The organism is Paractinoplanes rhizophilus (assembly GCF_042664765.1).
Taxonomy (GTDB): domain Bacteria; phylum Actinomycetota; class Actinomycetes; order Mycobacteriales; family Micromonosporaceae; genus Actinoplanes; species Actinoplanes rhizophilus.
The window spans coordinates 1-24,835 of sequence record NZ_JBHTBJ010000066.1; the positions used below are offsets into that span (position 1 = coordinate 1).

Here is a 24,835-nt window from a genome sequence, read left to right on the forward strand (position 1 = left end):
CACCGGGTGGGGCGCGACCGGCGGCGCGTTCATCGGCTGCGGCGTGGTCGTGGCGCTGCCCGCGCTGATCGGCTCGCGGCGGCTGCGCCGGCCGGCGGTCGCCGGGACGGACTGGAGCGCGGCGGGCTGCGAGCGCCGAGTGGCGCTGGTGGAGCGAACGCTGCGGGCACTGATCGTGCCGATCAGCGAGGCGCACGCGGCGTCGCAGGAGCGAACCGCGGCGATGGCGTTGCGGACCGTCTCGGCGGCGGCCGGCGCGAGTGACTTGTTGACCCCGCCGCGGCGGGGGGACTCGCTGATCGCCACGTGGAGCGCGGTGACCGCGGCGATGATCTCGTCGTCGGAGGCGGCCCGGGCCCGGATCAGCTCGGCCGCGACCTGCTCGGCCACCTGCTCCGGCTCGGCGCCGCCGGAGGTGAGCCGGCCCGGCTCGGGCAGCGCGTCCAGCACGGCCAGGGCGAGCGGGTGGGACGGATCGGGATAGGCGCGCAGGGCGGCGGGGTAGAGCTCGCGGAGGACCTCGCGCAGCGCCACCGCGGCCGCGTGCCGGCCGCCGAGCAGCGCCACGTGGGCGGCCAGGACCGGCTTGTAGCTGACCAGCTCGCGCGGGGCGGCCTGGGTGACCGCGGCGATCGCGCCGGCCTGCAGCGCCCGGGCGAGGCCCACGGCCCGGCGGGCGGCCGGCGGCGCCTGCATCTCCTCGGCGGAGTCGTCGTCGGCGAAGCGCTCGGCGAAGTCGTCGGTGGTGTCGTCGTCGGTGACGACCAGCGGCCGTCCGGCGGCGATCAGGAGCGAGGTGACCAGGTGGTCGTCGCTGTCGGCGGCCACCGCGGCGTCGGTGAACCCACTCGTCCGTTCCACGAGCAGCGCGCCCAGCTCGGCGTAGCCGCCGGGGTCGTCGCCGATCTCGTGGACGCCGAGCAGCCGGCCTGCGTCGTCAACCACGGCAATGGTCAGTTGCGCGGTTTGGGCCCCGCGCACCGAATCATCAGCCGACGCGAGACCGCAGTACACGCGCACGAGCGCCACGGCGTCGTCCTCCTCCCCGGTGAGACTTGTTCGCGACCGACCGCAAGTCTCGCGGCCGTGCCGGTCAAACGCTAGCTCTCCACCGTCGCGAACAATCCTCTGAGGTTCGTTCGCGACCGACCGCAAGTCTCGCGGTCGTGCCGGTCAAACGCTAGCTCTCCACCGTCGCGAACAATCCTCATAGTTATTGCTTTTGGCCAAGCACTGATGGTCCCTGTTCGGGGGTCAGTCGCGCCAGTCCACAGCGGCAGAGATCTTGCCGATTACCGAGCGCCATCCGAGGCTTGCCTGTTGTGCCCCGATTTTCTTCAATCGACGGCGACCGAAGAATCCGCCCATTCCCCCGCTTTCCGCGGAGCGAAGCGACTCGTCCAGGTCATCGAGCGGCGACCCGGGCGATAGCGCCAGGATCACCGGCTTGAGCCGCAGAGCGTACCCCAGGTCGCGGGCCACCTCGCCGGCCGCGATGAGCAGCGAGAGGTCCCACGTGTCATGACCGCCGCGCAGGTTTTCGACCACGAGGTCGAGCTCGTAGCGGTCCTCCGGCGACGGGTCGATGTCGGTCGACTGTACCCGCTCGGCCAGGGTGGCCCAGGTGTCGAGTTGTGCGAGGTCGTGCGGAGCACCCGAACGAATGAAGGAGACCAGCGACTCGGGGGTCTTGAACGCCAGCAGACGGCCCTTGTGGCTGAGGAACATCGGCACTTCCTCGTCGGCCGCCTGCTCCTCCTCCTCGTCCTTCTCGTCCTCGAAGTCGGCCGGGTCGGGCTCGTCCGCCTTGGCCTCGTCGTCGTCGCCCTCGGCCAGCAGCGCCTGGAACTCCTCGTCGACGATGACCTCTTCGTCGTCGTCGCCGGCCACCGGGCGCTTGCGGGCCTCGAACGGGTCGTCCTCCTCGGCCTCGATCTCGGTCGGGGTCAGCTCGGAGGCCATCCGGTACGCCCGCAGGGTCAGGCCGACGCCGCCGGGAAGGGCGATCTCGACCGGCTCGATGCGAACCTCGTCCCACAGGTCGGCCCCGGAGAGCGTGGCCCCGGACCCGGAGAGCCCGGAAGTTTCGGCCCCGGAGGTCTCGGCCCCGGAGGTCTCAGCACCGGAACGCTCCGACTTGGCGTCCTCGGACTTCTCGTCCACGGGCGTCGACGCCTCGGACTCGTCGGACTGGCTGGCCACGGTGACCTCCGGGATGATGCGGGTCGGTTGACGGTGATTCTGCCGACACACCCTAATGGGCGCACCTGAGTGTGGACGACCGTCCCCCGTACTTCCGCATCGGCCGATAAAGGCGGGTCAAAAACCCTTCGGGTGCCAGACCGTCTTGGTCTCCAGCAGAGCGGTCATCGGGCGCAGGCCCGGATCGGCCCGGAAGTCGACCTCGCCGGTCGGGCGCAGCACCCGCTTGAGCGTGCCGGAGGCCGAGCGCTCCAGCTCGGCGGCGAGCTCGGGATCCGGCAGGCCGGTCAGGTCGAGCGCGTTGACGTCGTCGTGCGAGGCCAGCCACGGCGCGGTCTCGGCCGGGCGTCCGGTGAGGATGTTCACCACGCCGCCGGGCACGTCGGAGGTGGCCAGGACCTCGGCGAAGGTGATCGCCACCTGGGGGCCGGCTGCGAGCACGACCACGGTGTTGCCGGTGACGACGGCCGGCGCGACGACGCTGACCAGGCCGAGCAGCGAGGCCGGGGCGACGATGCCGACCACGCCGGTCGGCTCGGGCGCGGAGATGTTGAAGTACGGCCCGGCGACGGGGTTGGCGTTGCCGACCACCTGGGCGATCTTGTCGGACCAGCCCGCGTACCAGATCAGGCGGTCGATCGCGGCGTCCACCTCGTCGGCCGCGACGCCGAGGGCGGCGAACTCGGCCCGGCGGGCCTCGACCATCTCGGCGATGCGGTAGACGACCTGGCCGCGGTTGTAGGCGGTCGCGGACGCCCACTTCGGCTGCGCCTTGCGGGCCGCGACGACCGCGTCCCGGGCGTCCTTGCGGGAGGCGAGGGCCACGTTGTCGCCGTCCACGAGATAGGTCCGTCCTGACTCGCTGCGGGGGAAGGCCCCGCCGACGTACAGCTTGTAGGTCTTGCGTACGGAAAGCCGGTTTCGCGGTGCGGTAGCGGTGGTCCCGGCCCGCACGCCCTCGGGCTTGGCGGCTTTCGCCGCCTTCGCCGCCTTCTTGGCGGGAGCCGGCGCCGGCGACGTGGTGGGAGCTGACTTAGGCAAGGTACGCCTCCAGGCCGTGCCGGCCACCCTCGCGGCCGTAACCGGATTCCTTGTAGCCACCGAACGGCGACGTCGGGTCGAACTTGTTGAACGTGTTGGCCCACACCACGCCGGCGCGCAGCTTGTCGGCCACGGCCAGGATGCGGGAGCCCTTGTCGGTCCAAATGCCGGCCGACAACCCGTACGGCGTGTTGTTGGCCTTTTCGATGGCCTCGTCGGGCGTGCGGAAGGTGAGCACCGACAGCACCGGGCCGAAGATCTCCTCGCGGGCGATCCGGTGGGCCTGGGTCACACCGGTGAAGATCGTCGGGGCGAACCAGAAGCCGCGGTCGGGCAGTTCGCACGGCGGCGACCAGCGCTCGGCGCCCTCCGAAGCCCCGATTTCCGACAATTCGGTAATCTTCTCCAGCTGGGCGCGGGAGTTGATCGCGCCGATGTCGGTGTTCTTGTCGAGCGGGTCGCCCACCCGCAGCGTGGCCATCCGGCGCTTGAGCGAGGCCAGCAGCTCCTCGGCGACCGATTCCTGCACCAGCAGCCGGGAGCCCGCGCAGCAGACGTGCCCCTGGTTGAAGAAGATGCCGTTGACGATGCCCTCGACGGCCTGGTCGATCGGGGCGTCGTCGAAGACGATGTTGGCCGCCTTGCCACCCAGCTCGAGCGTGAGCTTCTTGCCGGTGCCCGCGACCGAGCGGGCGATCTGCCGGCCCACCTCGGTCGAGCCGGTGAACGCGACCTTGGCCACGTCGGGGTGCTCCACCAGGTAGCGGCCGGTGTCGCCGGCGCCGGTGATGATGTTGACGACGCCCGGCGGCAGGTCGGCCTGGCGGCAGACGTCGGCGAAGAACAGCGCCGACAGCGGCGTCGTCTCGGCCGGCTTGAGGACCACCGTGTTGCCCGCGGCCAGCGCCGGCGCGATCTTCCAGGCGAGCATGAGCAGCGGGAAGTTCCACGGGATCACCTGGCCGGCGACGCCGAGCGGCCGCGGATCCGGGCCGAAACCGGCGTACGCCAGCTTGTCGGCCCAGCCCGCGTAGTAGAAGAAGTGCGCGGCGACCAGCGGCAGGTCGACGTCGCGCGACTCCCGGATCGGCTTGCCGTTGTCGAGCGACTCGAGGACGGCCAGCTCGCGGGAGCGCTCCTGGATGATGCGGGCGATGCGGAAGAGGTATTTCGCGCGCTCGGCGCCGGGCAGCGCCGACCAGGGCCCGAAGGCGCGGCGGGCGGCGGCGACGGCCCGGTCGACGTCTTCCGGAGCGGCCAGGGCCACCTCGGCCAGGACCTCCTCGCTGGCCGGGTTGACCGTCTTGAACGTGCCCTTGCCCTCGACGAAGGAGCCGTCGATGAACAGGCCGTAGGTGGGCTCGAGCGAGACGATCGAGCGGGACTCCGGGGCCGGAGCGTATTCGAACATTTCTACTTCCCTTGCAGTGCGGCGAAGCCGCCTCGGTGGCTCAGCTTCCCTTTGCAGTGCGGCGAAGCCGCCTCGGTGGCTCAGCTTCCCTTTGCAGTGCGGCGAAGCCGCCTCGGTGGCTCAGCTCAGTCCAGCGTGAAGTAGTCCGGGCCGGCGTAGTGGCCGGTGGCGAGCTTGGTGCGCTGCATCAGCAGGTCGTTGAGCAGCGACGACGCGCCGAAGCGGAACCAGTCCGGGGACAGCCAGTCGTCGCCGACCGTCTCGTTGATCAGCACCAGGTATTTGATGGCGTCCTTCGTCGTACGGATGCCGCCGGCCGGCTTGACGCCCACCTGCCGCCCGTGCTGCGCGCGGAAGTCACGCACCGCCTCGAGCATGATCAGCGTGACCGGCAGGGTGGCCGCGACCGGGACCTTGCCGGTGGAGGTCTTGATGAAGTCGGCTCCGGCCATCATCGCGAGCCAGGAGGCGCGGCGGACGTTGTCGTACGTCCCCAGCTCGCCGGTCTCGAGGATCACCTTGAGGTGGGCGCCGCCGCACGCCTCCTTGACCGCCACGATCTCGTCGAAGACCTTGGCGTAGTCGCCGGCCAGGAACGCGCCCCGGCTGATCACCATGTCGATCTCGTCGGCGCCGGCGGCCACCGCGTCGCGGGTGTCGGCCAGCTTGACGTCGAGCGGCGCCTGACCGGACGGGAACGCCGTGGCCACGCTGGCCACGTGCACCCCGCTGCCGGCCACCACCGACACGGCCACCGGGACCATCGAGGGATAGACGCAGACCGCCGCGACCGGCGGGCAACTCGGGTCGGCCGGGTCGGGACGCAGCGCCTTGGCGGACAGCGCCCGCACCTTGCCCGGGGTGTCGGCGCCCTCGAGCGTGGTCAGGTCGACCATCCGGATCGCCAGATCGATGGCCTTGGCCTTCGCCGTCGTCTTCACCGAACGGGTGCCGAGGGCGGCCGCCCTGGCCTCGACGCCCACCTTGTCGACCCCGGGGAGCCCGTGCAGGAGGGCCCGCAGGTTGGCGGTCGACGTCGCTGTCGCAGTCATGAGAAGGATTCTACGCAGGCCGGTGACATTTGATCTTGACTGACCGGTAGGTTGTCGCCGTGGACGTACTCGTCGTAGATCACCCGCTGGCCCAGACCCGGCTCACCGCGATGCGCAACGCGGAGACCGACTCGGGCGTCTTCCGCGCCTCGCTGCACGAGCTCACGACCATGGTGGTGTACGAGGCGGCCCGCTCGTTCCCGGTGGAGCAGTACCCGATCACCACCCCGGTGGCGCCCACCCAGGGCACCCGGCTGGCCAATCCGCCGCTGATCGTGCCGGTGCTGCGGGCCGGCCTCGGGATGGCCGACTCGGCGCTGGCGCTGCTGCCGGAGTCGTCGATGGGGTTCGTCGGGCTGGCCCGCGACGAGCACACGTTCGAGCCCCGGGCGTACATGGAGTCGCTGCCGGCCGACCTGTCCGGGCAGCCGGCGCTGGTGCTCGACCCGATGCTGGCCACCGGCGGGTCGCTGCTGCACTGCTGCCGCCTGCTGGTCGACCGCGGCTGCACCGACGTGATCATCTGCTGCGTGCTGGCCGCGCCCGAGGGGATCGCCCGGCTCAGCGAGTCCGGGCTGCCGCTGCGGCTGGTGACCGCCTCGATCGACCAGGGGCTGAACGACAAGGCGTACATCGTGCCGGGCCTGGGCGACGCCGGCGACCGGCAGTTCGGCGGCATGCGGCGGTTCTAGAGGGTGGAGTAACTCCAGCTCAGCGCCCGGCCGCCGGCGAACGGCATCACGCCGTGGAAGACGGTGGGGTGGTCGGCGAACACCAGCGGCAGGAAGTGCCGGTCCGACTCCCACATCGGCAGGTTGCCGGCCAGGACGTCGGCCACCGGCACCCAGTGCAGGCTGCCCTCGTCGTTGCCGGTCAGCGGCGTGCCGGTCCAGGACGGGACGCGGAAGAGAAAGCCGAACCAGTTGCTCCCGTCCCGGCCGAAGCCGGGCCAGGAGATCGTGCCGGCCAGCTCGAGCGCCGAGCACTCGATGCCGGCCTCCTCGTGGATCTCGCGGCGCATCCCGGCCGCCACGTCCTCGCCGGGCTCGAGCTTGCCGCCGAGCCCGTTGTAGTAGCCGTAGTGGATGTCGTCCGGACGGGCGTCCCGCCGGATCATCAGCACCCGCCGCCGGTCGGGCGACAGGATGTAGCCGAGAGTGGCGAGCACGGCCTGCATTGACTCCTCCGTCCGACGCGGCGAGCCGCGATCCTAGAGCACCCCATCGCCCGTCCGGCCCCCTTCGCCGAGCCGTAACGGCGAGTGGGGGAGGTGATAGCCTTTCCGCCGCGCGTTTGTGCCGGGCGCGTCGAGCGTGTCGCCGGGCGCCGCCCGTGATCTGAGCCGAGTGATGGGGAAGGACGAGTTCGTGCCACCTCTGCGTGATGTGCGTGCGGTCGTTCCGCGACCCGTGCGCCAATGGGTGTCGCGCGCGCTCCCCGTCACTATGCGTGATGCTCTGCGTCGGCGGCTGCACCCGACGGTTCCCGGTGAGATCGACGTGGCGCCCACGGTGCCGGCCGCCTCGCCGCTGTCGGTCCGCACGGCGAACCTGGACCGGGTGGTGGCCGCGCTGGAGGCGGCCGGCGTGCCGTACTTCCGGGTGCCGCCGCTGCAGTGGCAGTCGAGCGTGCTGGGCGTCCCCGAGGCCCACCGGGCCCCGGTCGAGCGGGTGCTGGCCGGCCTCGCTGCGGCGGGCGCCACGGTCGCCCCCGTGGAGGGCGCCACGGCCGTGTACTGGCCGGTGACTGACCCGGGCCGGCGCCTGCTGTTCGGCGCCGAGCAGGCGTGCGAGGTGGAGTTCTGGCGGGCGGAGCCGGACCGGCTGGTCGCGCCCCGCTTCAACCTCTCCACCGACGTCCTGCTGCACACCGACGCCGAGGTGGAGGCGGACGAGAGCGCCTTCGGTGACTTCCACGCCCAGGAGGGCGGCGCCCGGTATCGCACCCGGCAGCCCTTCCTGGTGCCGCCGCTCGAGCACGTCGACTTCCCGATCGACGTCGTCTACACCTGGGTGGACGGCGCCGATCCGGCCTGGGTGGCCCGGAAGAACGCGGCGCTGGCCGAGAACGGCTGGGTGGGCCAGAACGAGGAGGCGGCCAACGCGTCGCGCTACCTCTCCCGCGACGAGCTGCGGTACTCGCTGCGCTCGCTGCATGCGTACGCGCCCTGGGTGCGCAACGTCTTCCTGGTCACCGACGATCAGGTGCCGGCCTGGCTGAACACCGAGCACCCGCGGGTCACTGTGCTCAGCCACAAGGAGATCTTCGGCTCCGCCGGAAAGCTGCCGACCTTCAACTCGATGGCGATCGAGACCCGGCTGCACCACATCGACGGGCTCTCCGAGCAGTTCATCTACATCAACGACGACGTCTTCCTCGGGCAGGCGCTGTTGCCCGGCTTCTTCTTCACCGCTTCCGGGCAGACCCGGGTCTACCTGTCCCGGATCCGGGTCGACTGCGGGCCGGTCACCGCGGATGAGCCGCCGGTGATGTCGGCCGGCAAGAACAACCGAGCCGTGATCGAGAAGGAGTTCGGGCGCTTCCTGGCCTTCAAGATCAAGCACACGCCGCACGCCGCACGGCGCAGCGTTCTCGCCGAGATCGAGGCGAAGTACCCGGAGCTGCTCGCGGTCACCGCATCGCATCAGTTCCGGCACCCGGACGACATCTCGCTCACCTCGTCCCTCCAGCAGCACTGGTCCTATCTGACCGGCCGCGCCGTGCTGGGCGACGTGCAGTACATGTACCGGGACCTCGCCGACCCGCTCACGCCGAAGCGTCTGGCCAACGCCCTGCGTAAGCGGCATCATCAGCTGTTCTGCCTGAACGACACCAAGTCGGGAGAGATCTCGGCCGAGGCGCAGGCGACGATGCTGACCGACTTCCTGACCGCGTATTACCCGTTCCCCTCGCCCTTCGAGTTGTCCGACCAGGGAGCTTAGTTGTTCAAGGTTTCGATCATCCTGGCCTGTTACAACGTAGAGGCATTCATCGATGATGCGTTCCAGACGATCGTCAAGCAGTCGGAATTCGCCAACTTCCAGGTGATCCCGGTCGATGACGGCTCGACCGACGGAACCTGGGAGATCATCGAGCGGTACCAGCAGCGGTTCCCGGACAACTTCTTCCCGATCCGGTTCGACAAGGGGTCGGGCGGGCCGGGCCGGCCGCGCAACGCCGGCCTGGAGAAGGCGACCGCCGACTACGTGATCTTCATGGATCCGGACGACCGGATCTACAAGGACGGCTACAGCAAGCTCCTGCACGCCATGGAGAAGCACCAGAGCGACATCGTGATCGCCACCCGGTACGGCGTGAAGGAGAAGAAGGGCCCGGAGAGCAAGGTCTGGGTGGACTGGCTCGCCGACAAGCCGTACTACAACCAGAACTCGTACTCGATCAAGCTGGACCTCCTCGGCCAGCGTCCGGTCATCCTCAAGACCATCTACCGGCGCAGCCGGATCGAGGAGTGGGGGCTGCGCTTCCTGGAGGGCGTCAGCAGCAGCGAGGACGAGATCTTCGACAAGAAGTTCCTGTTCCTCAGCGACCGGATCACCAAGATCAACGACGTGGTGTACCTGTACACCGTCGCGCGGACCGGCAGCATCACCAGCAAGATCAAGCTGAAGGTGTTCGAGGACCTCGAGGTCATCTTCCACGGCCTCGACGACGCGCTGTCGGTGTATTTCAACGAGGCGATCGTGGCCTACCGGGTGGCCGCGCTGCTGCGCACGTTCTACTTCCCCAAGCTGCTGCTGCTCGACCCCGACCTGACCGACGAGGCGCTCGACCTCACCTGGCGCGCCTGCGACTCGTTCGGCTTCGACCGCCTGCTGCAGACCACCAACCCGACCGACCACCGGATCATCGAGCTGCTGCGGGCCCGGCGGTACAGCCAGCTGATGCTGTTCTTCATGGACCACCGGGCGCGCGGCCTGGCGCGGCGCAACAACCGGCAGGCCAAGGAGCTCAAGGCGCTGCAGGCCCGGCCGGTACGCCTGGGCCTGCGGGCGAGCCGGGCGATCGGGCTGGGCCGGCGGGTCGTCAAGGAGCGCGGCCTCGGCAAGGTCTGGACGAGCCGGATCCGCAAGAACCTGACCGGCACCCCGAACGGCTACTGGGTGTTCATGGACCGGCGGGACAAGGCGTCCGACAACGCCGAGGCGCTCTACCGCTACGTCCGGGACAACAAGATCCACGACAAGATCGCGTTCGTGATCCGCCGCGACGTCCCGGACTACGACCGGCTCGTGGCCGACGGCTTCAACGTGGTCGAGTACAACACCGTGGCGCAGTGGAAGCTGCTCTACAACTGCGAGCACTTCTTCGCCTCGCACGTCGACGACGTGATCATCACGCCGTGGACCGAGTTCGGCGCGCCCGCCGGCAAGCCGCGCTACAAGCTGAACTTCCTCCAGCACGGCATCATCCGGTCCGACCTGTCGAGCTGGCTGGGCGTGAAGACGTACCACACGTTCTGCTCGTCGTCCCAGCGCGAGTTCGACGGCCTGATCAACAACGTGCGGTACAACCTGACGCCGGACTCGCTGAAGCTGACCGGGCTCGCCCGGCACGACCTGCTGGAGGCCCGGGACGGCGACTACATCCTGGTCAGCCCCACCTGGCGGTCGTTCCTGGCGGACGCCGAGGAGGAGGACTTCCGCGCCTCCGAGTTCTTCCGCAACTGGCACAAGCTGGTCTACGACCCGCGGCTCGCGGCCGCGCTGGCCGAGGCCGGGGTGCACCTCAAGCTGGTCCTGCACTCGAGCATCAGCCAGTTCGCGTCCTGCTTCCCGGAGACCGACCTGGTCAAGGTCTCCCGGTACGAGGACGTGGTCAGCTTCGCCGACCTGCTCTCCACCGCCCGGCTGCTGGTCACCGACTACTCGTCGATCTCGTTCGACGTGCTGTACCTGCGCCGCCCGGTCGTCTACTTCACCTTCCCGGAGGCGCAGCGGCACAGCACCAACTCGGGCGCGGACCTCGACCTGTACAGCGAGCTCGGCTACCGGACCGAGACGGTGGACGGCACCGTCGCGGCGATCGCGGCGGTGACCGGCCGGGCCTTCGCCCCCGACCCGGAGAAGGTGGCCCGGGCCGACGAGTTCTTCGCCTTCGGCAACGACGGCCAGAACCGCAAGCGAATCATCGAGGCGGTCCTGGAGAGGGGTGCTCCCCGTTGAGCAAGATCATGTTCGTCTTCGGCACGCGACCGGAGTTCATCAAGCTGTACCCGGTGATCATGGAAGCGCGGTCGCGGCAGCACGAGGTCGTGATCGTGAACACCGGCCAGCACCGGGAGATGCTCGACAACCTGCTCGCCGAGCTCGACGTGACCCCCGACTTCGACCTCAAGGTCATGACCCGGCAGCAGAGCCTGGCCGAGATCCTGGCCCGTACGGTCGCGCCGCTCGACGACGTGGTCGCCCGGGTGCGGCCCGATCACCTCTTCGTGCACGGCGACACGTCGGCCACGCTGTCCGGCAGCCTGATCTCGCTGTACCGGCACGTGCCGCTCTCGCACGTCGAGGCCGGCCTGCGCACGTACAACAAGCACTCCCCCTTCCCGGAGGAGATGAACCGGCAGATCACCGGCGTGCTCGCCGACTACCACTTCACGCCGACCGAGGTGACCCGGCAGAACCTGGAGCGCGAGGGCAAGGACCCGAACCGGATCTTCGTGGTCGGCAACAGCGCGATCGACATGCTGCGGTACACCGTCCGGCCGTCGTTCCGGCATCCGGTGCTCGACGAACTGGGCGACCGCCGGCTGATCCTGATGACCGTGCACCGCCGGGAGAACATCTCCGAGCTGGGCCAGATGTTCGCGGCGATCAACGACATCGCCGTGCGGTACGGCGACACTCACAAGATCGTCTACCCGATCCACATGAACCCGGTCGTCCGGCAGGCCGCCGACCAGTACCTCACCGCCCCGGCGATCGAGATCATCGAGCCGCTCGGCACCACCGACTTCCACAACCTGCTCAGCCGGTCGCACCTGGTGATGACCGACAGCGGCGGGATCCAGGAGGAGGCGCCCAGCCTGGGCAAGCCGGTCCTGGTGCTGCGGGACACCACCGAGCGGCCGGAAGGGGTGGCGGCGGGCACCCTGCGCCTGGTCGGCACCGGCCGGGACGACATCGTGCGGGAGGCGGTCCGGCTGCTGGACGATCCGGCGGAGTACGCCCGGATGGCGGCCATCCAGAACCCGTACGGCGACGGCACCACGGCCCAGCAGATCATGGACGTGATGGACAAGGTCGCCTCGGACGAGGGCAAGGCGGCGGCGGTACCCGCCGAGTCGTCCCTGCCGGCGTAGCGCGACCCGGTACGGGGGACAGGGACCACCCGACCTCACGATCGCCGGGCGTGACTCGGGCCACTATCGTTGCGTCACATGACCTCCATTCCGCTTGCCGAGGAATTGCTCCTCCTCGCCTACGACGACCAGACCGGCAAGGCGACCGGTTCCCGCATCGGGCTGGACCTCGGCATGGCCGCGGCCGTGCTGGTCGATCTGGCGCTCGCGGGTCGGGTCGCGTATTCCGACGGCTTCCTCAAGGTGATCGACCCGACCCCGACCGGCGACCCGATCGCCGACACCGTGCTCGCCAAGGCCGCCGACGACGAGCCGCACACGCCGGGCCAGTGGCTGCAGCGGCTGCGCCACCGGTTGCGCACCCGCGTGCTCGAGGATCTGGTCGCCCGCGGCGTGGTGCAGGACGTGGACGAGACCCAGATGGAGTTCATCCACGTCCACCGCTACCCGACCACCGACCCGGCCTACGAGGCCGAGATCCGGCGCCGGCTGGCCGAGGCGCTGACCGGCCAGAGCATGTGCGACGAGCGGACCGCCGCGCTGGCCACCCTGCTGGTCGCCACCCGGATGGAGCCGGCGCTGCGCCTGCCGCCCGAGGAGACCGCCCGGGCCCACCAGCGGCTCGAGCAGATCGCCACCGGCGCCGGCTTCTCCGGCTCGGTCGACCTCGAGGACTCGGTGGTCCGCCCGGCGGTCGCGCTGGTCATGCACACGCTCGGCAAGGCCATCAGCGCCGCGCTGGGCGCCCCGAAACCGGCCTAGGCCGCGCGGGGCAGAGGCCCGGCGCGCAAGCCGTCCCCGACCCGGCGCGCGGCGGTCACACCCCCAGCGCGGCGGCGACCTCCTGACGGAGGACCTTGAGGGCGTCCGCCGCGCGGGTCCGGGCCGTCGGCACGTCACCCTCGGTGACCGGTTCGACCACTTCCAGGTACGCCTTGAGCTTCGGCTCCGTGCCCGACGGCCGGATCACCACCCGGGCCGCGGCCGTGCGCAGGGTCAGCACGTCGTTCTCGGGCAGCAGGTCGTCGACGGCGGTGACCGGCGCGTCGAGCAGCGTGGCCGGCGGCCGCTGCCGGGCCCGGCCCATCGCCGCGCCGATCTCGGCGAGGTCGTCGACCCGCACCGAGAGCTGGTCGGTGGCGTGCACGCCGAACTCGGCCGCCAGCTCGTCCAGGCGGTCCTGGATCGTCCGTCCCTCGGCCTGCAGCCCGGCCGCGACCTCCGCGGCCGTCAGCGCCGCCGTGATGCCGTCCTTGTCGCGCACCAGCGCCGGGGCCACGCAGTAGCCCAGCGCCTCCTCGTAGCCGAAGGCCAGCTCCTCGGCGGCCCGGACGATCCACTTGAAGCCGGTGAGGGTCTCGGCGTAGGGCACGCCGCGGGCGGCGCACAGCCGGCCGAGCAGCTGCGACGACACGATCGTGGTCGCGTACGTGCCGGGGATGCCCCGCCGGATCAGGTGGTCGGCGAGCAGGACGCCCAACTCGTCGCCGCGCAGCGCCCGCCACGATCCGTCGCCGGTCGGGACGGCCAGGGCGCACCGATCGGCGTCCGGGTCGTTGGCGATGGCCAGGTCGGCGTTGCACGTCTTGGCCAGCGCCAGCAGGCGGTCCATCGCGCCCGGCTCCTCCGGGTTGGGGAAGGAGACCGTCGGGAACTCGGGGTCCGGCGCGGCCTGCTCGGTCACGGCCGGGGGATATCCGAATCCGGCCGCGACGAACGCGGCCGCCAGCGTGCCACCACCGACGCCGTGCAGCGGGGTGTACACCACGTTCAGGTCGCGCGGCCCGCCGGGCGTGAGGACGTTGGCGGCGCTCTGCACGTACCCCTGAACGATCTTGTCGTCGAGGAGCTTGCCCGGCACGCCCAGCCGGACCCCGGCGATCGGCCCGACCTGCCGGATGGCGGCCTCGATGCCGGCGTCGGCCGGCGGCACGATCTGCGCGCCGCTGCCGCCCGGCCCGCCCAGCTGCCGCCCGAGGTAGACCTTGTAGCCGTTGTCCTGCGGCGGGTTGTGGCTGGCCGTGACCATCACGCCGGCCACCGCGTCGAGCTCCCGGACGGCGTAGGCGAGCACCGGCGTGGGCAGCGTCGACGGCATGACGAGCGCCTCGCGCCCGGCGCCGGTGGCCACCCGGGCGGTGCGCTCGGCGAAGTCTCGGGAGCCGTACCGGGCGTCGTACCCGATCACCAGCGGCCCCGCGCCGCCCTGTTCGGCGAGCCAGGCGACCAGCCCGGCCGCCGCCCGCGTGACCACCGCGAGATTCATCCCGTTCGGCCCGGCGCGCAGCCGGCCGCGAAGGCCGGCCGTGCCGAAGGTCAGCGGGCCGGCGAACCGGTCGCGCAACTCCTCGGCCGTGCCCGGCAGCCCGTCGATCAGCTCACGCAGCTCGTCGCGGCTCGCCGGATCGGGGTCGTCGGCCAGCCAGGCTTCGGCCGCTACTCGCAGTTCGTTGTCGTCAGGCGCCACTAGGGATTGATAGCACAGCCGTCAGAGGTTGATTTTGAAGCTCTCCACCATCGCGTCGAAATACTTCTTGCTGTCGGCGAAGGTGGCGTCCGACGTCGTGAGGTAAAACGAGTACATGTTGCCGCCGGCGGTGGTCATTCGCCAGATGCCGTGGCGCATGCCGTCGCCGTTGCCGCAGGTGTATTCGAACTGCGCCCCGGGCTGCCCGGACACCTCGACGTCGATGGTGTCGACCTGCTTGTACGGCGACGGGCACGCCTTCGACTTCTTGAGCGTGCCGGGTGCCGTCTCGGTGACGAACCGCTGCGGCTTGATCGAGCCCGGCTCGACCAGGACGCGAACCTTGCGCTGCTTGTCGTCCGGGTCGAAGTAGTCGACGTAGTTGCCGCTCGCGGCCCTCTTCCAGCCGGCCGGCACCTTGACGCTGACCTTGTCGTTGCCCTGGTAGTCCTGGGTCTCGACGTCGGTGGCCGGCGCCTGGCTGGTCTGCGGCTGCGCGACCGGCGTCGTCGGCGTGTCGTCGCCGCCGCCGGACAGCGAGACGACCAGCACCAGCACGATCACCAGGGCGAGCGCGCCGCCGCCGGCGATCAGCTGCTTGTTGCGCGGCCAGCCCTGGAACGTCGCGACGGCCTTGCCGGTGGCGGCCCGGGCCGAGCCCACCGCGTTGTCAATCATCGCCCGGCGCTTGGCGGCGGGGCTGCGCACGATCGTGCCGCCCATTGGAGCACCGTTCCACGCCTCGCGAGGTGGGATCAGGCTCGTGGGGTCGGCGCCGTGAGTCGTCGGCATGTAGCCGGTCGCGCCGCCGGGCATCAGCGTGTCGTCGGGCTCGGGCGCGCGCCGGCGGCCACCGGCCGCGGCCGCGTTGCCCTGCTGCAGCTTGGCCAGGTGGTCGGTGAGCGACTCGCCGGGGGCGAGCATGGCGCGGCCGCCGATCTGACCGCTCGGCTGCGGCGGCAGCGGCTGCGTCTCGACCGGCGCGGCCGGCGGGCGCTGGGCCGGCACCACCGAGTACGGATCGGTCATCATGTGCGGCGGGCTGGTGCTGGCCAGCGGGCCGGCCAGCTGCTGCCGGAGCATGGTGCGCGCGGTCTGCACGTCCATCCGCCGGTTGGGGTCCTTTTCCAGCAGGCCCATCAGCACCGGGGTGAGCGAGCCGGCCCGCACGGCCGGGGCCGGCGGGTCCTCGACCACCGCGTGCATGGTCTCGATCGGGTCGCCCTTGTCGAACGGCGGGCGTCCCTCGACCGCGGTGAACAGCGTCACGCCCAGCGAGAACAGGTCGCTCGGCGGGCCGAAGTCGCTGCCCATGGCGCGCTCGGGCGAGATGAAGTGCGGCGAGCCGAGCACCATGCCCGGCGTGGTCAGCTGCACGTCGGTGGGCATCCGGGCGACGCCGAAGTCGGTCAGCACGCAGCGGCCGTCCGAGCAGATCAGCACGTTGGCCGGCTTGACGTCGCGGTGCAGCACGCCGTGCGCGTGCGCCACCTCGAGCGCGCCGAGCAGCGCGATCCCGATCTTGGCGACCACCCGGGGCGTGACCGGCCCGTCCTCGATCACCATGTCGGCGAGGCTGCGCGCATCGAGCAGCTCCATCACGATCCACGGCCGGCCGTTCTCGTGCACGACGTCGTAGACCTGCACCACCGCCGGGTGCTGGAGGGCGGCCGCGGCCCGGGCCTCGCGCATGGTGCGCTCGTACATGGCGTCGCGGTCGCTGGGGGCCAGGCCGGGCGGGAGGACGACCTCCTTGATCGCCACGTCGCGGCGCAGCAGCGTGTCCGCCGCTCGCCACACCGTGCCCATGCCGCCGTGCCCCACCGCCGCGCGAAGCGTGTATCGCCCGCCGATGAGCGTGCCCGGGGCTGCGCGTCCGCTGGTGGGAGCAGTGTTGCCGCCGCTCCACGTCGGAATCTGAGTCACTGAGGATGCCACCGAGGGGATGTAGGGGCTGTCGACCAACCCCGCTATCTTGCCGGGTGCGGCCCCCGATTTGAAAGTCACGACGCGGGTGTTCCTGCGAAGTCGACGGATCGTGACCGGAAGGCCGCTTTCCGTTCGACTCATCGGACTCTCTGTGCAAAACCCCTCACGCTGGCGTCCTGAACGAAGCTTTAGGATCACGGGTGTGAACGCAGAGTCGGGTTTCGAGATCAAACCGGTCTATCGCCCCGGGGACGTGCCCGCGGACGTGCCGATCGGCGAGCCGGGGGAGTATCCGTACACCCGCGGCGTCTACCCGACGATGTACACCAAACGCCCCTGGACCATGCGGCAATATGCCGGATTCGGCACGGCCGCCGAGTCCAACGCGCGCTATCACCAGCTGCTCGCGGCCGGGACCATGGGCCTGTCGGTCGCGTTCGACCTGCCCACCCAGATGGGGTACGACTCCGACGACCCGATCGCCCACGGCGAGGTCGGCAAGGTCGGTGTGGCCATCGACTCGATCGAGGACATGCGGCAGCTGTTCCACGGCATTCCGCTCGACCAGGTGTCGACCTCGATGACGATCAACGCGCCGGGAGCTCTGCTGCTTCTGCTCTACCAGCTGGTGGCCGAGGAGCAGGGGGTGCCGGGCGCGGCGCTGCAGGGCACGATCCAGAACGACATCCTCAAGGAGTACATCGCGCGCGGCACGTACATCTTCCCGCCGAAGCCGTCGTTGCGGCTGGTGGCGGACACGTTCGCGTACTGCCGCGCCGAGATCCCGAAATGGAACACGATCTCCATCTCGGGCTACCACATGGCCGAGGCGGGCGCGTCCCCGGCGCAGGAGATCGCCTTCACGCTGGCCAACGGCATGGAGTACGTGCGCGCCGCGCTCGCCGCCGGGCTCGCCGTCGACGACTTCGCGCCGCGGCTGTCGTTCTTCTTCGTGGCCCGCACCACCCTGCTCGAGGAGATCGCCAAGTTCCGGGCGGCCCGCCGGATGTGGGCCCGGATCATGCGCGAGGAGTTCGGCGCGACCGATCCGAAGTCGCTGATGCTGCGCTTCCACACGCAGACCGCGGGCGTCCAGCTCACCGCCCAGCAGCCCGAGGTCAACCTCGTGCGGGTGGCGATCCAAGCTCTGGGCGCCGTCGCCGGCGGCACGCAGTCGTTGCACACCAACGCGTACGACGAGGCGATCGCGCTCCCGACCGAGAAGTCGGCCCGGCTCGCCCTGCGCACCCAGCAGGTGCTCGCCTACGAGAGCGGCCTGACCGGCACGGTCGACCCGTTCGCCGGCTCCTACGCGATCGAGGCGATGACCGACGAGGTGGAGGCCGAGGCGACCCGGCTCATCGAGCGGGTCTTCTCGTACGGGTCGGCGGTCGACGCGATCGAGCAGGGCTTCCAGAAGGAGCAGATCGAGACCTCGGCGTACCGGATCGCCAACGAGATCGACTCCGGCGAGCGGGTCGTGGTGGGCGTCAACCGCTTCACCAGCGAGGCGGAGGAGCGGTACGAGCCGCTGCGCGTCGACCCGGCGATCGAGGCCGCCCAGGTCGCCCGGCTCGCCGATCTCCGGGCGAAACGGGACTCGGCGGCCGTCGAGAGCGCGCTGGCGGATTTGGCGAAGGCCGCCCAGGGGACCGAGAACGTCCTACCGTTGATGAAAGAGGCATTGCGGTTACGTGCCACCGTGGGCGAGGTATGCCACACGTTGCGTGGTGTGTGGGGCGTCCACCACCCGGTGGAGCGTTTCTGAGCCGGACTCGTGGTGTGGGTCATCACCTCCACGATCCGTTACACGTTGTAGGAGGTGGAGGGCCAGATGCTGCGCAGGGACGACACCCCGGGCATCCCCTCGCCTCTCATCGAACGCTCTTATCAGGGCATTCGTGACCCAGCGCTACCCAGCGTGCACGGGAATGATGTTGCACAGCGTCACCAAAATGGGTCTAAGCTGTCGCGCGTCAAGCAAACACGACAATCCTTCGAGAGCGATACGGAAACCGACGTGACTACTGCTCTGACGGCGCCCCCTTCGCCTGGGGAACCCGAGACGGAGTGGCCCGGGCCGCTGCCCGGCGCCGAGCCCCTGCCCGGCCAGCTCGACCGCTGGCTCGCCGCCCACGGCGCGGAGCTCGTAGCGATTCGTCGGCACATTCACGCGCACCCCGATCGTTCCCACCACGAGTTCGAGACCGCCGCCCTGATCGCCCGCGAGCTGGCGGTGGCCGGCCTGTCGCCGCGCCTGCTGCCGAAGGGCAACGGTGTGATCTGCGACATCGGCGAGGGCGACCGGGTCGTGGCGTTCCGCGCCGACCTCGACGCCCTGCCGTTGCAGGACCTCAAGGACGTGCCGTACCGCTCGACCGTCGACGGCGTCGCCCACGCCTGCGGCCACGACGTGCACACCACGGTGCTGCTCGGGCTCGGTCTCGCCCTGGCCCAGCTGGCCGAGCAGGGTCAGCTGCCCGGCCGGGTCCGGCTGATCTTCCAGCCGGCCGAGGAGAGCATCCCGTCCGGCGCGCCCGAGGTGGTCGCGGCCGGCGGCCTGAAGGACGTCGTCGCGATCTACGCGCTGCACTGCTACCCGCAGCTGCCGGCCGGGCTGGTCGGGGTCCGCTCCGGGCCGTTCACCGCGGCCGCCGACATCGTCGAGGTCAAGCTGACCGGGCCCGGCGGGCACACCGCCCGGCCGCACCTGACCGCCGACCTGGTGCACGCGCTGGGCCGGGTGATCGTGGACGTGCCGGCGCTGCTGGACCGGCGCATCGACCCGCGGGCCGGCGTCTCGATGGTGTGGGGCTCGGTGCACTCGGGCGACGCGTTCAACGCGATCCCGGGCTCCGGCGAGGCTCGCGGCACGGTGCGCATCCTCAGCCGGGAGGCGTGGCGCGAGGCGCCCGAGCTGATCACCAAGCTGATCCGGGACGTGGTCGCGGCGACCGGGGCCGAGGTCGAGGTCGGGTACCGCCGGGGCATGCCGCCGGTGATCAACGACCGGATGGCCACGGCGGTCATCGCGGGCGCGGCCGGCGCGGCGCTCGGCGCCGACCGGGTGGTCGAGGCCGAGATCAGCTTGGGCGGCGAGGACTTCTCGTTCTACCTCGACCACGTGCCCGGCGCGATGATCCGGCTGGGCACCGGGGTGCCCGGCTCGGCCGAGCGGCACGACCTGCACCAGGGCAGCTTCGACGTGGACGAGAGCGCGATCGGCTACGGCGTGCGGGTCTTCGTGCACACCGCACTGGCGGCACTTTCCACCGGCGAGTTTTAGTCTCTGTCCCGGCCCGCGGCGTCGAGCGCGCCGCGGGCCGTACGGGTATCAGGGTTTGTCGTTTTCCTCCGCTTGCGGAGCCGGCGCCTGCGCCGCGCCCGGCGCCGCAAGCGCCGGACGGTTCGTCACCCGGCTCGGCCGGAAGCGACGGAACAGGTAGAACACGGCCCAGGCCGGCAGGCCGATCGCCAGCAGCCAGGGCAGGAGCGCGCCCAGCACGGTCAGCAGCACCTTGAGCGAGGCCAGCAGGGCGTCCCAGCCGGCCGACAGCCCGCCGACGAATCCGCCCGGGTTCTCCTCCTTCTCGGCAACCGCCGCGGCCGGGCCGAGGAAGGTGACGGTGATGGTGGACAGCGCCGTGAGGTCGGCCAGCCGCCGTTTCTTGGCCTGCAACGACGCCAGGTCGGCCTCCCGCGACGCCACCTCCTTCTCCAGCATCACCAGGTCGTTGAGCGACTTGGCCTGGGCCAGCAGCCGCCGTCCACTGTCCACCCGGGCCTGCTGCACGGTGATCCGGGCGTCGAGGTCGACGGTCTCCTCGGTGACGTCCTCGGTGCTGATCTCGCGGTGTTCCTCGGTGCCCAGTTTGGACAGTTGGTCGACGACGGTGGTGAACTTCCCGGCCGGCACCCGCAGCGTCAGCGTCGCCGTGCCCGAGCCACCCGTGCCGCTGGTGCGGTTGTCCGAGCCGATGAAGCCGCCGGCCGTGGTGGCGATGCCGGAGGCCTGCCCGGCGGCGGCGTTCACGTCGTCCTTGACCCGCACCGAGATGCTGCCGCGATAGATGATGGACCGCTGGTCCACGCTCAGGTCGGGCGCCTGCGCCGGCTGGTCCTTTCCGGTGGCGGGATCGGGCGGGGCCTCGGCCGCGCCGCCGACGGCCCGCTGCTCGGGAGCGACGGCCTTGTCGGCGGCCGACACGCCGGCGGCATCGGATGCTGAGTCGTCGGACGCTCCGGCGCTGCATCCGGCCAGGAGAACCCCGGTGAGAAGCACGGAAGAGACGATGTATGTGGGTCTGAGGCGCATGATTTTCTCCATCCCCGTTGGGCGTGCACGTGAGACGTAAGGCACACGGCACCTGGTTCCGGCAGACTGCGGGGCGAGCGATTACGAATCGGCAGCGGAGGGATCCCGTGCGCGTCACGAAGTTCACGCATTCCTGCCTCCGGATCGAGGGCGACGGAGTGCTGGTCGTCGATCCGGGCGAGTTCAGCGAGCGGTCCGCGCTGGATGGCGCGGACGCGGTGCTGATCACCCACGAGCACATCGATCACCTCGATGTGGCGGCGGTGGCCGACGCCGCCGGCAAGCGTGCGGACCTGCGCGTCTTCGCCCACGCTGAGGTGCTGCCCAAGCTCGCCGCCTGCGGCGACATCGCGACCGCCGTCGGTCCCGGTGAGCAATTCGGCGCCGCCGGTTTCCGGGTACGGGCGTTCGGCGGCGAGCACGCGCTGATCCACCCGGACATCCCGCGGGTCGCGAACCTCGCCTACCTGATCGGCGACGACGACGCGAACGTCTATCACCCCGGCGACTCGTTCACCGTTCCGGAGGACACGGCCGTGGACACGCTGTTCGTCCCGTTGAATGCTCCCTGGATGAAGCTGATGGAGTCGATCGACTTCGTTCGGGCGGTCCGGCCCGGCCGCGCCTACGCGCTGCACGACGCGCTGCTCACCGCGACCGGCGCCAGGATCTCCGACGGTCACCTCGACCGGCTCTCCGGCACCACGTACGCCCACCTCGAACCCGGGACCACGATCTGACGTGACCAGACCTTCCGGCGCGGCCGGCACCACCGACGAGCTGATCCAGCGGCTTTACGAGCAGCCGCCGGACGGGTTCGTGGCGGCCCGGACCGCCGCGATCGACGAGGCCAAGCGGGCCGGCGACCGCGACACGGCGAAGCGACTCGCGGCGCTCAAGAAGCCGACCGTGGCGGCGTGGGTGGTCAACCTGCTCGCGCTGCGGCGGCCCGACCTGATCGATGAGCTGGTCGACCTGTCGGCCGCGTTGCGCGACGCCCAGCGCGGCCTCCAGGGAGACCAGCTGCGCGAGCTGACCGCGCAGCGCCGGCAGGTGGTCTCGGCGCTGGTCGGCGCGGCCCGCAAGCTGGCGCTGGAGGCGGATCCGGGCGCCAAGCTGCCGCTGGGCGAGGTGGAGGCGACGCTGTCCGCGGCGCTGGCCGAGCCGTCGATCGCGGCCCAGGTGCGCACCGGACGGCTGATCCGGGCGGCCAGCTACGCCGGCTTCGGCGAGGTGCCCAAGCCCCGGCTGCGCCTGGTCAGCGACACCGATGACGAGTTCGACGAGGAGGCCGAGGACGACGACGAGGGCGGCGAGGTCGTCGAGTTCCCGCAGCAGTCCACACGGGAGCGACAGGCGGCCGAGCGGCGCCGCCGCCAGATCGAGCAGCGGCGCCGGGAGCTGCGCCGCGAGCTGGGCGCCGCCGAGGCCGCCGAGCACCGCGCCGACGAGCAGCTCGAGCGGGCCGAGGGCGCCGAGCGCGACGCCGGGCACCTGGTCGAGGATCTGGACGCCGAGCTGGCCGAGCTGGAACGGCGGCGCACCGAGGCGCAGGCCGACGTGGCCCGCCGCAAACAGGCCCGGCGCGCCGCCGAGCGGGAGGTGGCCGCGGCCCGTCGCCGGGTGGGCGACGTGCAGGCGGCCCTGGAGGATCTCGAGTCCGGCGAGCCCGACTGAGGATCTGGACATTTATCCCTTCCGTCGGACGGGAAGAATATTTTCCAGAACGGGCCGGGGAGAGCAGAATCGGCGCGTGACACCCGAACAGGCTGCCGCCACCGCCATGACGGGACTCGCCACGATCGTCGGCGCCTTCGCCGAGTCACCGCAGACGCTGCGCCGCGCGCGACTGCTGGGGCTCTCCGGCTGGGCGTACCACGTGTCTGCGCGGGCCGGTGCGCTCGGTGACGTACGACCCGAGACGGTGGCCGCGGCCATCGGATTCATCGCCCCCGACGCCGTCATCGACGGCTGGGAATCGACCGCCAAGGCGTCGGCGCCCATGGAAGTGGCCAGCTGGCACCTGCACGAGCTGTGCAAGTGGGGCATCGAGCAGCTCGGCGGCTTCCCGAGGCTGGACCGGATGCTCGAGCTCGCCGGCCGGGTGGTGGACGCGGTCGACTGCGCCGCGCTGCCGCTGTTCGCCGCCTGGCGGGCCATGCCGGTGCCCGACCGCGCGGCCGGCGCCCGGGCCGCGGTCGCCCTGCACCTGCTGCACGAGCACCGGCTCGGCGTGCATCTGGTGGCCGTGCGAGCCAGCGGGCTCACGCCGCTGCAGGCCATCATCGCCGGGCCCGAGGGCGAGACGGGCGCGGTCGCGTTCGGCTGGCAGCCGCCGTACCCGCCGGCCGGCCCGATCGTGCGGCGGCTGATGTGGGCCGACTCGGTCGCTTCTGCGCTGGCGGGACAGGCTTACGGCGCGCTCGACATGGCCGAGCGGATCGAGCTGGTCGGCCTGCTCCAGTCGATGAGCCAGCGCCTCACCCACTGACCGCCCCGGCCGCCCGCTGATCGCCCGTGCGCGGCGCCCGCTGATCGCCCGCGCACGGCGCCCGCTGATCGCCCGTGCGCGGCGCCCGCTGATCGCCCCCACCCGGTAGGGCGGGGCCAGGAAAGCACACGGGTACGACAGGTTTCCGAGGCTGTCCACAGGGCGGGCGCCGTCGATATTCGGTCGACCGGCGGCGTTGTCCGTGGTGCGATGCGCTGATGACCGCTGTCGCGACGACCGCGCTGCCCGAGGGCTGGACCACCCGCCGGCCGACGCTCGACGACGTGTCCGGGATCCTGGCCGTGGTGCATGCCAGCGACATCGCGGCGATCGGTGAGCCCGACTTCACCGCCGACGAGGTGCGCGAGATGCTCACCGACCCGCACACCGACATGAGCCGGGACAGCTGGGTGGCGCTCGACGCGGCGGGCGCGATCGTCGGCTGGACGTTCCCGCACAACGTTACCGGTGGCGACCGCGACTTCCTCGAGGTGTTCGTCGACCCCGCGCGCGGGCGCCCGGCGATGCGGCCGCTGCTCGCGCTGATCCTCGACCGGATGAGCGGGCGGGCCGCCGAGCTCGGCCACGGTCGGTACGAGGTGCGCGCCGGCGCCGTTCCCACCGAGCAGCCGTACATCGACGCGCTCACCGGGGCCGGTTTCGTCTTCCTCAAACAGCACGCCCGCATGCGGATGCCGCTCGACGGCGTGCCGCACACCGCGCCCGAGCCGCCCGCCGGCGTGACGGTGCGCCCGGTCCGGGGCGACGACGAGGACGATCTGCGCGCGCTGCACGCGGTGATCGAGGAGGCGTTCCGCGACACCGATCACTTCTCGGTCGACTATCCGACGTGGCGCGCCCAGGTCGCCAACGAGCCGTCGGTGTCGTTCGACGAGTGGTTCGTCGCCGAGGTGGACGGCCGGGTGGCCGGGTCGCTGCAGTCGTCCGATGCCGGTGTCGAGGACAACGAAGGCTGGGTGAAAAGGCTCGCCGTGCTCCGCCCGTACCGGAAAAGGGGTTTGGGTGAGGCGCTCCTGCGCCGGGCCTTCGCGGTCTATGCGGCGAAGGGGCGCAAGCATGCGGGCCTCGGCGTCGATCTCGAGAACCCGACCGAGGCCGTGCGGCTCTACCTGTCGGTCGGGATGACGCCGATGTACCGGGCCAACGTCTACCGCACCTTCGTGGAAGCCCGGGTCGCCTAGGCATCTTTCGGGTCGGTGGTTCGGCTCCGCCACGCGATGCCCGGCCGCGGCTTCGTCCCACTTGTCTGCGCTGCCTGACCCGTAAATGGTGTCGACGAAGGGAGCTAACGGCAGAACTTTGCTGGTCGGCGGGTTGTCGAGGCCCTGCCCGCTTGTTCGCCAAGCCCAAAGGGGTCTGCGAAGCCGTGCCCGTACTTGCCTAACCACCACCATCGGGTGACAGACGCGCTACCCCATTTACACCGCCCCGCGGCAGTCCCGAAGGAGCGCGGACACCTTTGCTCTGCTTACAGAGATGATGTTCATGAGCACCTCCCGCCGGGGTCTGACCCTTCTGCTTACTGGCTTCGGGTCTTTAACGGGATTTGTCGGCCTCGGCTGGGAGGTGCTCGTGCACTCACTG

The 24,835-nt window shown here is 70.9% G+C and carries 19 protein-coding genes and 1 pseudogene; 11 read left to right on the forward strand and 9 right to left on the reverse strand.

Annotation, left to right across the window (positions count from 1 at the left end; genetic code table 11):
• From ACFQS1_RS38685 to deoC, 5 genes and pseudogenes are all read right to left on the reverse strand, one after another.
• Positions 1–1,029 (reverse strand): annotated as a pseudogene (locus tag ACFQS1_RS38685) (transposase); the annotation flags it as partial.
• A 225-nt stretch (positions 1,030–1,254) separates the two neighbouring features.
• On the reverse strand, positions 1,255–2,202 hold the full coding sequence (locus ACFQS1_RS38690; RefSeq protein WP_378977703.1) for a DNA primase: 948 nt from the start codon (positions 2,200–2,202) through the stop codon (positions 1,255–1,257).
• A 117-nt stretch (positions 2,203–2,319) separates the two neighbouring features.
• The gene (locus ACFQS1_RS38695; RefSeq protein WP_378977740.1) at positions 2,320–3,156 is read right to left on the reverse strand and encodes an aldehyde dehydrogenase family protein; all 837 of its coding nucleotides are present in this window, start codon (positions 3,154–3,156) and stop codon (positions 2,320–2,322) included.
• A 79-nt stretch (positions 3,157–3,235) separates the two neighbouring features.
• Positions 3,236–4,654 carry an aldehyde dehydrogenase family protein gene (locus ACFQS1_RS38700; protein WP_378977705.1) on the reverse strand — a complete coding sequence of 473 codons (1,419 nt, stop codon included), beginning with the start codon at positions 4,652–4,654 and terminating at the stop codon, positions 3,236–3,238.
• Positions 4,655–4,779: 125 nt separating this feature from the next.
• Complete coding sequence (gene deoC / locus ACFQS1_RS38705; protein WP_378977707.1) at positions 4,780–5,706, reverse strand: deoxyribose-phosphate aldolase; 927 nt, start codon at positions 5,704–5,706, stop codon at positions 4,780–4,782.
• A 59-nt stretch (positions 5,707–5,765) separates the two neighbouring features.
• Here deoC and upp point away from each other — a divergent pair, with 59 nt between their 5' ends.
• The gene (gene upp / locus ACFQS1_RS38710) at positions 5,766–6,398 is read left to right on the forward strand and encodes a uracil phosphoribosyltransferase (RefSeq protein ID WP_378977709.1); all 633 of its coding nucleotides are present in this window, start codon (positions 5,766–5,768) and stop codon (positions 6,396–6,398) included.
• Here the strand turns inward: upp and ACFQS1_RS38715 are convergent.
• Positions 6,395–6,883, reverse strand: a complete 489-nt coding sequence (locus tag ACFQS1_RS38715; protein WP_378977711.1) for an NUDIX hydrolase — start codon at positions 6,881–6,883, stop codon at positions 6,395–6,397. The genes upp and ACFQS1_RS38715 overlap by 4 nt on opposite strands.
• A gap of 322 nt (positions 6,884–7,205) precedes the next feature.
• On the opposite strand from ACFQS1_RS38715, the gene ACFQS1_RS38720 reads away from it, so the two are divergent.
• The 4 genes from ACFQS1_RS38720 (at position 7,206) to ACFQS1_RS38735 (ending at position 12,790) form a co-directional block, all read left to right on the forward strand.
• Positions 7,206–8,648, forward strand: coding sequence for a stealth family protein (locus tag ACFQS1_RS38720; protein ID WP_378977713.1), 1,443 nt, complete (start codon positions 7,206–7,208; stop codon positions 8,646–8,648).
• The gene (locus tag ACFQS1_RS38725; protein WP_378977715.1) at positions 8,649–10,889 is read left to right on the forward strand and encodes a bifunctional glycosyltransferase/CDP-glycerol:glycerophosphate glycerophosphotransferase; all 2,241 of its coding nucleotides are present in this window, start codon (positions 8,649–8,651) and stop codon (positions 10,887–10,889) included.
• Positions 10,886–12,028: a non-hydrolyzing UDP-N-acetylglucosamine 2-epimerase gene (gene wecB / locus ACFQS1_RS38730; RefSeq protein WP_378977717.1), complete on the forward strand. Its 1,143-nt coding sequence runs from the start codon at positions 10,886–10,888 to the stop codon at positions 12,026–12,028. Before ACFQS1_RS38725 ends, wecB begins: the two co-directional genes overlap by 4 nt.
• A gap of 78 nt (positions 12,029–12,106) precedes the next feature.
• Positions 12,107–12,790: a GOLPH3/VPS74 family protein gene (locus ACFQS1_RS38735; RefSeq protein WP_378977719.1), complete on the forward strand. Its 684-nt coding sequence runs from the start codon at positions 12,107–12,109 to the stop codon at positions 12,788–12,790.
• Positions 12,791–12,845: 55 nt separating this feature from the next.
• On the opposite strand, the gene ACFQS1_RS38740 is transcribed toward ACFQS1_RS38735, so the two are convergent.
• Positions 12,846–14,495: a phospho-sugar mutase gene (locus ACFQS1_RS38740; RefSeq protein ID WP_378977721.1), complete on the reverse strand. Its 1,650-nt coding sequence runs from the start codon at positions 14,493–14,495 to the stop codon at positions 12,846–12,848.
• A gap of 21 nt (positions 14,496–14,516) precedes the next feature.
• Positions 14,517–16,421: a serine/threonine-protein kinase gene (locus ACFQS1_RS38745; RefSeq protein ID WP_378977723.1), complete on the reverse strand. Its 1,905-nt coding sequence runs from the start codon at positions 16,419–16,421 to the stop codon at positions 14,517–14,519.
• 205 nt (positions 16,422–16,626) lie between these two features.
• Between ACFQS1_RS38745 and ACFQS1_RS38750 the strand changes: the two genes are divergently transcribed.
• Both ACFQS1_RS38750 and ACFQS1_RS38755 read left to right on the forward strand, forming a co-directional pair.
• Positions 16,627–18,192 (forward strand): acyl-CoA mutase large subunit family protein, encoded by a 1,566-nt coding sequence (locus tag ACFQS1_RS38750; RefSeq protein WP_378977725.1) that lies wholly within the window; start codon positions 16,627–16,629, stop codon positions 18,190–18,192.
• Positions 18,193–18,444: 252 nt separating this feature from the next.
• Positions 18,445–19,710: an amidohydrolase gene (locus ACFQS1_RS38755; RefSeq protein ID WP_378977727.1), complete on the forward strand. Its 1,266-nt coding sequence runs from the start codon at positions 18,445–18,447 to the stop codon at positions 19,708–19,710.
• 48 nt (positions 19,711–19,758) lie between these two features.
• Here the strand turns inward: ACFQS1_RS38755 and ACFQS1_RS38760 are convergent, their stop codons facing one another.
• Positions 19,759–20,739, reverse strand: a complete 981-nt coding sequence (locus tag ACFQS1_RS38760; protein ID WP_378977729.1) for a DUF4349 domain-containing protein — start codon at positions 20,737–20,739, stop codon at positions 19,759–19,761.
• A 107-nt stretch (positions 20,740–20,846) separates the two neighbouring features.
• Here ACFQS1_RS38760 and ACFQS1_RS38765 point away from each other — a divergent pair, with 107 nt between their 5' ends.
• From ACFQS1_RS38765 to ACFQS1_RS38780, 4 genes are all read left to right on the forward strand, one after another.
• Positions 20,847–21,479, forward strand: a complete 633-nt coding sequence (locus ACFQS1_RS38765; RefSeq protein WP_378977731.1) for an MBL fold metallo-hydrolase — start codon at positions 20,847–20,849, stop codon at positions 21,477–21,479.
• A gap of 1 nt (position 21,480) precedes the next feature.
• Positions 21,481–22,416 (forward strand): hypothetical protein, encoded by a 936-nt coding sequence (locus ACFQS1_RS38770; protein WP_378977733.1) that lies wholly within the window; start codon positions 21,481–21,483, stop codon positions 22,414–22,416.
• A gap of 76 nt (positions 22,417–22,492) precedes the next feature.
• On the forward strand, positions 22,493–23,230 hold the full coding sequence (locus ACFQS1_RS38775) for an SCO6745 family protein (protein ID WP_378977735.1): 738 nt from the start codon (positions 22,493–22,495) through the stop codon (positions 23,228–23,230).
• Between the two features lie 218 nt (positions 23,231–23,448).
• Positions 23,449–24,432, forward strand: a complete 984-nt coding sequence (locus tag ACFQS1_RS38780) for a GNAT family N-acetyltransferase (RefSeq protein WP_378977737.1) — start codon at positions 23,449–23,451, stop codon at positions 24,430–24,432.
• Positions 24,433–24,835 lie beyond the last annotated feature (403 nt).

Bases quoted from the DNA above. Each gene is read 5' to 3' on its own strand.
- ACFQS1_RS38735 (WP_378977719.1), top strand. From the start codon at position 12,107: ATGACCTCCATTCCGCTTGCCGAGGAATTGCTCCTCCTCGCCTACGAC.
- ACFQS1_RS38700 (WP_378977705.1), bottom strand. From the start codon at position 4,654: ATGTTCGAATACGCTCCGGCCCCGGAGTCCCGCTCGATCGTCTCGCTC.
- ACFQS1_RS38715 (WP_378977711.1), bottom strand. From the start codon at position 6,883: ATGCAGGCCGTGCTCGCCACTCTCGGCTACATCCTGTCGCCCGACCGG.
- ACFQS1_RS38780 (WP_378977737.1), top strand. From the start codon at position 23,449: ATGACCGCTGTCGCGACGACCGCGCTGCCCGAGGGCTGGACCACCCGC.
- ACFQS1_RS38760 (WP_378977729.1), bottom strand. From the start codon at position 20,739: ATGCGCCTCAGACCCACATACATCGTCTCTTCCGTGCTTCTCACCGGG.
- deoC (WP_378977707.1), bottom strand. From the start codon at position 5,706: ATGACTGCGACAGCGACGTCGACCGCCAACCTGCGGGCCCTCCTGCAC.